The sequence below is a fragment of the Streptomyces sp. NBC_01446 genome, from assembly GCF_026340095.1.
Classification (GTDB): domain Bacteria; phylum Actinomycetota; class Actinomycetes; order Streptomycetales; family Streptomycetaceae; genus Streptomyces; species Streptomyces aureus.
This window is the reverse complement of record NZ_JAPEPO010000001.1, coordinates 6472388-6484121: the sequence shown is the minus strand read 5'-3', so window position 1 is coordinate 6484121 and position 11734 is coordinate 6472388. Positions and strand designations below refer to the sequence as shown.

At 71.8% G+C, this 11734-nt stretch carries 7 protein-coding genes; 4 read left to right on the top strand and 3 right to left on the bottom strand.

The genetic code is table 11. The features are described 5' to 3' along the window. Positions 1-24: 24 nt before the first annotated feature. A complete protein-coding gene (locus OG456_RS29075) occupies positions 25-735 on the top strand; it encodes a helix-turn-helix transcriptional regulator (protein WP_266566065.1) in 711 nt (236 codons plus the stop codon). A 188-nt stretch (positions 736-923) separates the two neighbouring features. Then, a complete protein-coding gene (locus tag OG456_RS29070; RefSeq protein WP_266566064.1) occupies positions 924-1979 on the top strand; it encodes an urea transporter in 1056 nt (351 codons plus the stop codon). Here OG456_RS29070 and OG456_RS29065 read toward each other — a convergent pair. The 3 genes from OG456_RS29065 to OG456_RS29055 form a co-directional block, all read right to left on the bottom strand. Next, positions 1945-3273, bottom strand: coding sequence for an MFS transporter (locus tag OG456_RS29065; RefSeq protein ID WP_266566062.1), 1329 nt, complete (start codon positions 3271-3273; stop codon positions 1945-1947). The genes OG456_RS29070 and OG456_RS29065 overlap by 35 nt on opposite strands. A gap of 193 nt (positions 3274-3466) precedes the next feature. Next, positions 3467-4549, bottom strand: coding sequence for a Zn-dependent alcohol dehydrogenase (locus OG456_RS29060; protein ID WP_266566060.1), 1083 nt, complete (start codon positions 4547-4549; stop codon positions 3467-3469). A gap of 16 nt (positions 4550-4565) precedes the next feature. After that, positions 4566-5954, bottom strand: coding sequence for an aldehyde dehydrogenase family protein (locus OG456_RS29055; RefSeq protein WP_266566059.1), 1389 nt, complete (start codon positions 5952-5954; stop codon positions 4566-4568). Between the two features lie 268 nt (positions 5955-6222). On the opposite strand from OG456_RS29055, the gene OG456_RS29050 reads away from it, so the two are divergent. Both OG456_RS29050 and OG456_RS29045 read left to right on the top strand, forming a co-directional pair. Next, entirely contained in the window at positions 6223-8787 is a 2565-nt protein-coding gene (locus tag OG456_RS29050) for a S8 family serine peptidase (protein WP_266566057.1), read from the top strand. Continuing rightward, positions 8784-11696: an FG-GAP-like repeat-containing protein gene (locus OG456_RS29045; protein WP_266566055.1), complete on the top strand. Its 2913-nt coding sequence runs from the start codon at positions 8784-8786 to the stop codon at positions 11694-11696. Before OG456_RS29050 ends, OG456_RS29045 begins: the two co-directional genes overlap by 4 nt. Positions 11697-11734: the final 38 nt, after the last annotated feature.

Genomic DNA, 11734 nt, shown 5'->3' with positions numbered 1-11734 from the left:
CCGTTCCCGGCGCATGCTTGACCCATGAAGTCCAGGGAACCCGGCGCACCGCGCCTCGCCGCGCTCGCCGCACTCATGGCCGACGAGACCCGCGCCGCCTGTCTGCTCGCGCTGCTCGACGGGCGGGCGTGGACCGCCGGTGAGCTCGCGCGGCACTCGGGGGTGGCCGCCTCGACCGCGAGCGAGCATCTGGGCAAGCTCGTCGCGGGCCGCCTGCTCACCGAGGAACGGCAGGGGCGCCATCGCTATGTGCGGCTCGCGGACGCGCGCGTGGCCGGGCTCGTCGAGGAACTCGCCGCGTACGCGGCGCCGGACGGCGGGGAGCGGCCGGCGACGCTGCGGGCGGTGAGCGCGCGGGACGCGATGGCGCGCGGGCGCACCTGTTACGACCATCTCGCGGGACGCCTCGGCATCGCGCTCACGGACGCGCTGGTCCGGCGCGGGGATCTGCAGACGGACACGGGATTCGCACTGACCGCCCAAGGGGTGGACCTGTTCGGGGCGTTGGGGATCGGGCTCGAGCGGTCGGGGCGGCGGCCCATGGCGCGGGCGTGCCTGGACTGGACCGAGCGCCGGCCGCATCTCGCGGGGGCGGCGGGCGCGGCGCTGTGCAGCCACGCGTTCGACGCGGGCTGGGTCGTGCGGATCGGGTCCGAGCGGGCCGTGAAGGTCACGCCGGACGGGGAGCGGGCGTTCGGGGACGCCCTGGGGATCGGGGCGGAGTCGCTGCGCTAGCGACGCCCTGGGGATCGAGGCAGCGGCGCCGCGTTAGCGACGCCCGGGGATCGAGGCAGCGGCGCGGCGACGGCCGGGAGGGCAGGTGCTTCCTGCCGCGATAGGCCCCTTCTTCCGGACTTCGGGGGATGTCTGTAAAGTGCCTCCGTTCTGCTCGGTGAAACAGGGACGTAACACGGGAGCACGGGATGCGGCAGGCCAAGAACGGCCCAACTCCTGGCGAATCACCCCTTGATTGGGGTGCGGGTTGTAGGCAATTCGGCGTTCAGGTCCTTCGGGGGCAGGCTCAGGTCGCCTTTCTGTCCAGCGTCCCGGCCGGACTGCTCTTCGCCGTGGCGCTGTTCGCGGCGGGGTGGGAGTACGCGCTCTACGCGATCGCGGGAACGGCGCTCGGCACGGCCACCTCGCGGCTGCTCGGCGCGGACCGCGAGCGCGTATCGACGGGCCTCGAAGGGTTCAACGCCTGTCTGACGGCCCTGTGTTTCGCGGTGTTCCTGGGCGCCGACCATCTGTCGACCGCGCTGCTCGCGGCGGCCGGCTGCGTCGTCGTCACCGTCGTCACCGCGGCCGTCGTCAATCTGCTCGGCGTGTGGAACCTGCCGTCGCTGACGCTCCCCTACTGCCTCCTCGCGAGCGCGATGACCACCGCGGCACCGGGGTTCGAGCGGATCTGGCACCACGGCGACGGCCTCGCCGCCCTCACGAGCGCGGCGACCGGGCCGACCTCGCCCGGCTTCTCCGACCTGTGGCACGGGTTCTTCACCGGCTTCGCCGAGATCTTCTTCATGCCGCAGTGGTACGTCGGCGCGCTGGTGCTCGCCGCGCTCCTCGTCGCGAGCCGCCGGGCCGCCGCCGTGGCGGGCGTGGGCAGCATCGCCGGGATCCTCTCGGCGTGGGCGCTCGGCGCTCCCGCCGCCCAGATCGCGGACGGGACCATGGGCTACAACGCGATCCTCGTGACGCTGGCCCTGTGCGGGGTGTTCCTCGAGGCGGGCCCGCGCACTCTGGGGTACGCCGTGGTGGGCGCGTTCACCGCGACGGCCGCGACGTCGGCCATGGCCGCGGTGTTCGCGCCGTCCGGCGGGCACACGTTCACCTGGCCGTTCGTCCTGACGACGTTCGCCTTCCTGGCGGCGGCCCGCTCCTTCCCCAGACTGCGGACATCGGCCCCGGCGCCCACGGCGCCGGAGCCGATGACGGCGGGGGCGCTCAGCGCGCAGCCGCCCGCCCCGCAAGCACCTTGATGGAGATCAGGGCGATCACGCCGAGCCCGATGATGTAGCCGGAGACGGCCATCGACGTGCCGGTCGCCTCCAGGAGCAGCACCATCACGAACGGCGCGAGTCCGCCGCCGAACACGGCCGCGATCTGATAGCCGAGCGAGGCTCCCGTGTAGCGCATCTCGGCGGTGAACAGCTCGGCGAACAGCGCGGCCTGAGGGCCGTACATGATGCTCAGGAAGCAGCTGGTGACGAAGGTGCCGACGGCCAGCCAGAGCAGTGAGCCCGTGTCGATGAGCAGGAACATCGGCACGGCCCACACGACGAGGCCCGCCGCGCCGAGTGCGTAGATCCGCAGCCGTCCGATGCGGTCGGAAAGGGCCGCCGACGCGGGGATCAGGGCGAGCTGGGTGAGGCTGATGCAGAGCGAGACGGTCAGGACGGCCTCGCGCTTCATGCCGAGTTCACGGGTCGTGTAGTCGAGGACTCCGGTGATGATGATGTAGAACGTCGCTGTGTTCACGGCGAAGGAGCCGCCCGCGAGGAAGACCGTGCCGAGGTGCTCGCGCAGGATCCTGCGCAGCGGGGAGCGGGAGCGGTCCGCCTCCGCCTTCGCCAGTTCCGCCTCCGCCGCCTTGAACTCGGGGGTCTCCTCGACCTTCGCGTGGATGTACCAGGCCAGGGCGAGGACGAGCAGGCCCACCAGGAACGGGAGCCGCCAGCCCCACGCGGTGAAGGCGCTGTCGCTGGTGAGGGCGCCGGCGACGAGGAAGACGGTGTTGGCGGTCACCACGCCGATGGGGACGCCGAGTTGGACGAGGCTGCCGTAGAGGCCGCGCTTGCCCTCGGGGGCGTACTCGGTGGCCATCAGCATCGCGCCGCCCCACTGGGCGCCGACGGCGAGGCCCTGTACGACCCTCAGGGCGACGAGGAGGATCGGCGCGGCCACGCCGATCGTGTCGTACGTGGGAAGCAGGCCGATGCCCGTGGTGGCGAGGCCCATCAGGGTCAGGGCGAGGACCAGCATGGGCTTGCGGCCGCGCTTGTCGCCGAGCTGGCCGGCGATGACCCCGCCGAGCGGGCGGGCGAGGAAGCCGACGGCGAAGGTCGCGAAGGCGGCGAGCACGCCCGCCGACGAGCTGCCGGAGGGGAAGTAGAGGTCGCCGAGCACGAGGGCGGCCGCGATGCCGAAGACGAAGTAGTCGTACCACTCGACGGCCGAGGCGAGCGCGGCGGCGGTGGCGACCTTTCGTCGGGCACGGGTCTCGGCTTCGGGGGAAGCGGTGGCTGCGGGGCGAGCGGATGGTGCCGTGTCCATGCGTGCACACTCCGGTGACTGCGGGGAGGGGACGGTCCGCGGCGCCGCGGTCCCGGGAACATACTGACCGGACGGTACGCGGGTCAACGGGTTGCGCATCAGCAGTTTTTGCCTGCGTATGGGAAAGCGCCGGCCGTGTGCGGGCAGCCCTGTGACCCCGGCCGCGCGGGGGCGGCCGGGGTCATGTGCGGGCCTAGAAGACGACCAGCGCCCGTCCGCCCTTGCCCGCGACCATGTTGTCGAAGGCGGCGGGGATCCCGTCGAGTGCGATGTGTTCGGTGACGAGTGCGCTCAGGTCGAGGCGGCCCGCGCGGATGTGCTCGGCCAGGACCGGGAGGTCCTTCGCCGGGTCGGAGTTGCCGTAGACGCAGCCGGCGAGCGTGCGGCCGAAGTGGAAGATCTCCAGGGCGTTGAAGGTGACCTGCTGATCCTTGCCGCCGATGCCGACGACCGTGGTGCGGCCGCCGCGCCGCGTGGACTCCCACGCGGTACGGATGGTCACGGCGCGGCCCACGCACTCGACCGCGACGTCCACGCCCTGCTTGCCGGTGAGGCCGCGGATCTCGCGTGCGGTGGTCTCGGAGGCCACGACGTAGTCCGTGGCGCCGGCCTTGCGGGCCAGCTCCTCCTTCTCCGGCGAGACGTCCACGGCGATGATCTTCGAGGCGCCGGCGATGCGGGCCGCCTGAAGCGTGGCGAGGCCGACCCCGCCGACGCCGAAGACGGCGACCGTCTCGCCCTCACGGACCCGCGCCGAGTGGTGCACGGCGCCGTATCCGGTCAGGACGGCGCAGCCGAGGAGGGCCGCGTCGGTGAGGGGGACGCCCTCGGGGGCGCGCAGGACGCAGTTCGCGGCGACCACCGTCTCCTGGGCAAACGCCGCGACGTTCAGGCCCGGGTGGAGGTCGCTGCCGTCGTCGGAGCGGTGGGCGTACACGGAGCCCGCGCCGGTGAGGGCGTCGGCACACAGCCACACCTCGCCGAGTGAGCAGGCGTGGCACTTTCCGCACGCGGGCGCCCAGTTGAGGACGACCCCGTCGCCGGGTGCGACATGGGTGACGCCCTCGCCGACGGAGACGACCGTGCCGGCGCCCTCGTGGCCGAGCACGGCGGGGACGCGCACGCGCATCGTGCCGTTGGTCAGGGACAGGTCGGAGTGGCAGACCCCGGCGGCGGCGAGTTTGATGCGGACCTGCCCGGGGCCGGGCTCGGGCAGGTCGATGTCGGTGATCTCCAGCGGTGAGCCGACGGCGGGCAGGACAGCGGCGCGGACCATGATGCGGGGGACTCCTCTAGAACTGGAGGGACTTGGTCTGGAGGTACTCGGACAGGCCGTGCGCGCCCAGCTCGCGGCCGACGCCGGACTGCTTGTAACCGCCGAACGGGGCAAGGGGGTTGAAGCGGCCGCCGTTGATGTCGACCTGGCCGGTGTCCATGCGGCGCGCGAACGCGACCGCCTCGGCGTCGTCGGCCGCCCAGACGGCGCCCGCGAGGCCGTACACCGTTCCGTTGGCGATGCGCAGGGCGTCGCCCTCGTCCTCGTAGCGGATGATCGAGACGACCGGGCCGAAGATCTCCTCCTGGGCGATGGTCATCTCGGGGGTGACGTCGGCGAAGACGGTCGGGCTGACGAAGTAGCCCTGCTCGCGCGGGGCTTCGGGGCCGCCGACGACGAGGCGGGCGCCCTCGGCGACGCCCTTCTCGATGTAGCCGCGCACGCGCGTGTGCTGCTTGGCGTTGACGAGCGGGCCGATGCGGTCGCCGTACTTGGCGGCGGCCTCTGCGGCGAGCGCGACGGCCTCGTCGTACTGGGACGTGTGGACGAGCATGCGGGTCCAGGCGCTGCACGTCTGGCCGGAGTTGCCCATGACGTTCGCGATGCCGACACCGACCGCCTTGGCAAGGTCGGCGCTCGGCAGGATGACGTTGGCGGACTTGCCGCCGAGTTCGAGGGCGACGCGCTTGACGGCCGCGCCCGCGGTGGCGCCGATCTGCTTGCCGACGGCGGTGGATCCGGTGAAGGAGACCAGGTCGACGCCCGGGTGCTCGGCGAGGGCCTGGCCCGCGACGGGGCCGAGGCCGGTGACGAGGTTGAACACGCCCGCGGGGATGCCCGCTTCATGGACGGCCTCGGCGAAGAGCTGGGCGGTCAGCGGGGTGTCCTCGGCGGGCTTGAGTACGACGGTGCACCCGGCCGCGAGCGCGGGGGCGACCTTCGCGACGATCTGGTGGAGCGGGTAGTTCCAGGGCGTGATCGCGCCGACGACGCCGACCGGTTCGGCGTAGACGGTGGAGTTGCCGACCTTCTCCTCGAAGGCGTACGAGGCGGCGAGTTCGGCGTACGAGCCAGCCACCAGGATCGGCACGCCCGCGTGCACCATCTGCGAGAACTGCAGGGGCGCGCCGAGTTCGGCGGTGACCGTCTCGGCGATCTCGTCCTTGCGGGCGACGAGGACGTCGCGCAGGGCGGCGATCCGCGCGGCGCGTTCGGCGGGCGGGGTCGCGGCCCAGGCGGGGAACGCCTCGTGGGCGGCGAACACGGCGGCGTCGACGTCCTCGGCGACGCCCGCCGGGACATGGGCGATGACCTGCTCGTCCGCCGGATTCACCACGGCGATCGTGTCCGTGCCGGCGGCGGCCCGCCACTCGCCGCCGATGTACATCCCGTCGTGGGCCTTCATCGCATTCCTCCCGAGGGTGCCGTGGCTACGGCGTAGTCGATCCGCGCCCAAACTAGCGCCGTTAGTTTTTGGGCGCCAGGGGCCCCATTCATGGCCCCCGTCACCGTGTCCCGGCAGCCGCCCGAAGTGCGCCGGGTCCAGGCCGGTAATGCGCCAGTAACGGCCCCCTCCTAGCGTGCCCGGCCAGCCCGCCCCTCCCCGTGTCTCCCCCCCCCGTAGGCCCGGAGGGAGGGCGAGTCCCCCGTACCAGTCCTGGAGGAGCACTCCCATGCACCTGCCCCGATCTCCCCGGCGCAGATCCGCCGCGTGGGCGGCGGCCGCCCTCACGTCGGCGGCCCTGCTGATCGGCCCGTCCCCCGCCGTGGCGCAGTCGCCCACCCCGCCGGACGCCACCCCGTCGGACACCACCGCGAAGGTCGACTCCGCCGTTCTCGACACCGTCGGGAAGGGCAAGGAGTCGACCTTCTTCGTCGTACTGAAGAAGCAGGCGGACCTGTCCGCCGCCGACGGCAAGAAGTCCCATGCCGCGAAGGCGAGGTCGGCGTTCGCCGCGCTGCGCGCCGAGGCCGGCAGCAGTCAGCGGTCCGTCCGGTCCTTCCTCGACAAGGAGAAGGTCGGCTACCAGTCCTTCTGGATCGCCAACGCCCTGAAGGTGACCGGCGGCGCACGGCTCGTCGACGACCTGGCAGCACGCTCCGACGTCGCGAGCATCGTGAAGGAGCACCACTACAAGCTCGACGCCACCGAGAGCGCGGTCTCGGGCGCGGCCACCGACGCCGACCCGGTCACCCCGGAGTGGGGCGTCAAGGACATCAAGGCCGACCAGGTCTGGGACCAGTACGACGACCGTGGCGAGGGCATCGTCATCGCCAACGTCGACTCGGGCGTCCAGTACGACCACCCGGCGCTGAAGGCCAACTACCGCGGCAACAACGGCGACGGCTCCTTCACGCACGACTACAACTGGTACGACCCGACCGGCCAGTGCCCCACCTCGGCGCCCTGTGACAACAACGGCCACGGCACGCACACCATGGGCACCATGGTCGGCGCGGGCGGGGTCGGTGTCGCGCCCGGCGCGAAGTGGATCGCCGCCAAGGGCTGCGAGTCCAGCTCCTGCTCGGACTCCTCGCTGCTCGCGGCGGGCCAGTGGATCCTCGCCCCGACCGACCACACCGGTCAGAACCCGCGCCCGGACCTCGCACCCGACATCGTCAACAACTCCTGGGGCGGCGGTGACACGACCTTCTACCAGGACATCGTCGAGGCGTGGAACGCGGCCGGGATCTTCGAGGCGTTCGCCTCCGGCAACGACGGTGACGGCGTGACCTGCTCGACCGGCCACGCACCGGGCTCGCAGGCCCCGGCGTACGGCGTCGGCGCGTACGACGTCAGCGGCAGGATCGCCGACTTCTCCGGCTTCGGCCCGTCCAGGCTGGACGGCTCGATGAAGCCGAACATCTCGGCCCCGGGCGTCAACGTCCGCTCCACCTGGCCGGGCAACACGTACAAGGCCATCTCCGGTACGTCGATGGCGACACCGCACGTCGCGGGCGCCGTCGCGCTGCTCTGGTCGTCGGCACCCTCCCTCATCGGCAACATCGACGCGACACGCGCGCTGCTCAACGAGGGTGCGCGCAACGTGGACGACACCCACTGCGGCGGCACCGCCGACGCGAACAACGTGTGGGGCGAGGGCAAGCTCGACATCTTCGCGTCCGTCGACGAGGCCCCGCACACCGCGGCCACGATCACCGGAAAGATCACCGACAAGGCGACCGGCAGCCCCCTGGCAGGCGTCACCGTCAAGGCCGCGGGACCGTCGACGTCCCGCTCCGTGACCACCGCGGGCGACGGCTCGTACGGGCTGAACCTGCCCGCCGGCACCTATGACTTCACCACGAGCGGGTACGGCTACGCCGCCGGCTCCGCGTCCGGCGTCACGGTCGCCACGGGCGAGAACGTGACCGAGGACTTCGCGCTCACCGCGGTCGCCGCGCACCCCGTGACCGGGACCGTCCTCGACGTCACCGGCAAGGCACTGGCCGGCGCGACCGTCACCGTCCAGGGCACCCCGATCCCGTCGGTCAAGAGCGGCGCCGACGGCCGCTTCACTCTGCCGAAGGTCGCCGAGGGTTCGTACAAGCTCTCCGCGGCGCCCGCCGCGCCCGTCCTGTGCAACGGCACGTACAGCGGCACGCTGACCGTGGACGGCGACGAGACACAGACCGTACGGATGCCCGCCCGCTCGGACGCCTACGGCAACAACTGCGCCCCGACGGCGTACAGCTGGATCAGCGGAACCACCGCGGTCGCCCTTTCCGGCGACGAGAACGCCAAGACCGTGGCCCTGCCCTTCCCGGTGAAGCTGTACGGCGTCCCCTACACGAACGCCAGCATCACCACCAACGGCCTGGTCAACTTCCTGGAGCCGCGGCTCGGCGACTACGCCAACACCGCGCTGCCGTCCGCCGCGAAGCCGAACGGCATCGTCGCGGCCTTCTGGGACGACCTGATCGTGGACAAGAAGTCCAGCGTGCAGACGGCGACGACCGGCACCGTCGGCAGCCGGAAGTTCGCGGTCGTCTGGAACAACGCGGCGCTCGCCTCCGACACCACGGCGCGCGTCACCTTCGAGGCCGTCCTCGACGAGGCCACCGGCGCCGTCACCCTGCAGTACCAGGGCCTTTCCACCGCGTCGGGGGAGAACGGTTCGAGCGCGACCGTCGGCATCGAGAACCAGGCCGGCACGGACGCCCTCCAGTACTCCTTCAACCAGCCGGTCCTCACCGACCGCTCCGCCATCCGTATCGCGCAGGGGGCCACCGCATGAGCCGCTCCGTACCGAAGTCCTCCCGGCGGGGACTCAGACTCGCCTCCGCCCTCGTGGCGGCCGGTCTCGCCCTGAGCTTCGCACCGCCCGCCCTCGCGGACGACAGCGGCAGCGACCTCCTCGTCCTGACGGACGGCCAGGCCGAGACGCTGGAGTCCCACGCGCAGGTCGACCCCTACGCGGCGGCCGACGGCAAGTCCGTGACGCCCGACGGCGCCGGCCGCGAGGACACGGCGGCCTCCGGCTCCGGGTCGAGGCTCGACGAAGACACCGGCACCGACGCCGGCACCGTCTCGGTCAACGCGAAGTCCAACCTGGAGGGCGTCCGCGGCATCGCCGCCACCAGCCCCGTCGGCGGCACGAGCGGCGACTACTTCACGCTGCACAGCCTCGGCACCGTCGCCCGCTCCGCCCCGGACGGCAAGCAGCTGTGGCGGCGCGACAACGCTTCCCTGTACGCCGACTGGAAGGTCACGCCGACCCGCCCCTGGCAGACCGAGCGGTACCCGGCCCGCATCGCGATGGGCTACAACGCGGTCAGCCCGTTCAGCCCCATGTCGGACCAGGGCTACGCCACCGGTGACCTGACCGGCGACGGCATGGACGACGTGGTGTTCTCGGCGAGCGTGGGCATCAGCCCCTACCGGCCGTTCACATCCCCTGGATCGTCGCTGGCCAACGGCACCTTCGTCACCGTCCTCGACGGGAAGACCGGAAAGACGCTGTGGACCAAGCTGTACGCCTACGCGTTCAGCGTGAAGCTCGTCGGCAAGACCCTCCTGATCGGCGACTCGCCCTACTACAACCTCAACTCCGACAAGGCCGCCACGGCCACGCTGACCGGCATCCGCTTCTCGTACGCCGACGGCGCACTGGCTCCGGCCAGTACCTGGACGTACGACGCGGGGGTCAGGGACCGTACGACGTGGGGCGCTCTGGAGGACGTGGGCGACGGCCTGGTGGCCGCCTCGTGGAGCAAGCGCAAGACCACGGCGACGGCCGGAGCCGCCCGCACCCTGCTGCTCGACACGAAGGACGGCTCCGTCAAGTGGCAGACGGACAGCTCCCTCTACACGCGCCAGCTGCATCTGGACGCCTCCCGCGGCCGGCTCGTGGCGCTCGAACAGGCGGACCCCACCGACGGGGTGAAGTACGAGCTGGCGTCCTACGCCGTGTCCGACGGAGAGCGGAGCACGCTGGACACCCGGGTCAACGCCCTCCCGCTCGACGTCGAACTCGGTGATCTGAAGGGCGACCGCAAGCCCGAGTACGTGGTGAGCGAGTCGACGCTCGACGAGAACTTCTACCTCAACGCCAACACCGTGCGCGCCGTCGACGGCTCGGACGGCAGCACCGAGCTGTGGTCGCGCACCGTCAAGCGTGACCCGGCCAACTCCCATGACAGCGGTGGCGCCTGGGGCCTGAGCGTCCTCGACCACAAGGTGGTCGCCAGCTACCTCGACGACGCGTCGAACGACTCGGCCGAGAACCGCGGCGCGTCCCGCCTGGCCCGCCTCGCCGTGCTCGACGGCTCGGACGGCGCGGTGCGCTGGGAGCAGCGCGGGGCGCTCGCCTCGCCGCTGTACGCGCAGCCGTTCAAGGACGGCGACGGCTGGCATCTGCGGACCGTCGACGAGGACCAGAACCTGCGCACGTACGGGTTCGGCAGCGGCAAGCAGCAGAGGCTCCTGCCGCTCCAGGGCGACATCGCGTACGCCAGGTCCACCGACGTCAACGGCGACGGCAAGAAGGACCTGGTCGTCGGCGGCCAGTCGCGCGGCGTGTGGGCCTACGACGGTCCCTCGCTCGTGGCGGGCAAGCCGAAGCTGCTGTGGAAAGCCACGCTGCCCGGCCAGATCCACGGCATCGAGAACGCCGACACGGACGGCGACGGGCGCAAGGACGAGCTGGTGATCGCCGCGGACACGGCGGCCGCCGTGCTCGACGCGCACACCGGCCGCGATCTCGCCACCATCGACGGCGCCGGACAGTACGTGCACTCGGCGACCCCCGCCGACCTCGACGGGGACGGCCGCGACGAGGTCGTCGTCCCGACGGACAAGGTGCGCGCCTACCGGGCGAGCGGCAAGACCCTGTGGACGTACGCGGCGCCGGCGGGCTCGGGCGACGTCGTCTTCGGAGACGTGGCCGTGCGGGAGGGGCGGGTGTACGCGCAGTACAACAGCGTCAACTCGTTCGCGCTCGACGCTCCCGTCGTCAACGGCGTGGCGCTGAAGGCGAAGGACGGCTCCACGCTGTGGACCGCCGACCCGAAGATGCCGGCCGACACGGACGGCAAGGTGCGTGCGACGGTCCTGGTGAACGGCGTGTTCTCCGCCAGGGAGATCCTGTACGCGGACGGGCACGCGGTTGTCTACACCTGGATCACCGAGGACGACATCACGCCGCGCACCGTGGTCGACATCCGCGACAGCCGCACCGGGAAGCCGCTCTCCGTCACCGCCGCGGGCGGGCTCTACACGCTGGGCGACTTCTTCACAGGACCCGAGGGCCTCGTGCTCGCCGGGACGGCCAGCCTGCGGACCTACGCGAACGACGGCAGCGACTACGAGATCTTCACGCTGCCCACTCTCCAGAACGCGGGCTTCGTCACGGGCCCCGGCGGTCGGCGGCTCATCGCCGGCGGTGTCGAGGGCGGCGTCTACCTGTGGGACCCCAGCGTCCTCAAGGCGGCCCACAACTACCCGGACCACGTGGCCAGGATGTCGCTCATGGGCACGCGCAACACCTTCACCAGTGACCTGAACGGTGACGGTGTGGACGAGATCGTCGCGCTCAACTTCGACGTCACGGGGTACGACCGGTCGGCCGGCCTGATCGGCGGCGGCTACTACCTCCCCGACACCGCCATCCACCAGGTGACGGTGGCCACGATCGACGCTTCCTGATCCTGTTCCTGCCCCCGCAGGCCCTCCGGCGTCTCGAC

What these genes read in the sequence shown, in the direction of transcription:
- OG456_RS29075 (WP_266566065.1), top strand. Translation starts at nt 25, where the DNA reads ATGAAGTCCAGGGAACCCGGCGCACCGCGCCTCGCCGCGCTCGCCGCA.
- OG456_RS29070 (WP_266566064.1), top strand. Translation starts at nt 924, where the DNA reads ATGCGGCAGGCCAAGAACGGCCCAACTCCTGGCGAATCACCCCTTGAT.
- OG456_RS29065 (WP_266566062.1), bottom strand. Translation starts at nt 3,273, where the DNA reads ATGGACACGGCACCATCCGCTCGCCCCGCAGCCACCGCTTCCCCCGAA.
- OG456_RS29060 (WP_266566060.1), bottom strand. Translation starts at nt 4,549, where the DNA reads ATGGTCCGCGCCGCTGTCCTGCCCGCCGTCGGCTCACCGCTGGAGATC.
- OG456_RS29055 (WP_266566059.1), bottom strand. Translation starts at nt 5,954, where the DNA reads ATGAAGGCCCACGACGGGATGTACATCGGCGGCGAGTGGCGGGCCGCC.
- OG456_RS29050 (WP_266566057.1), top strand. Translation starts at nt 6,223, where the DNA reads ATGCACCTGCCCCGATCTCCCCGGCGCAGATCCGCCGCGTGGGCGGCG.
- OG456_RS29045 (WP_266566055.1), top strand. Translation starts at nt 8,784, where the DNA reads ATGAGCCGCTCCGTACCGAAGTCCTCCCGGCGGGGACTCAGACTCGCC.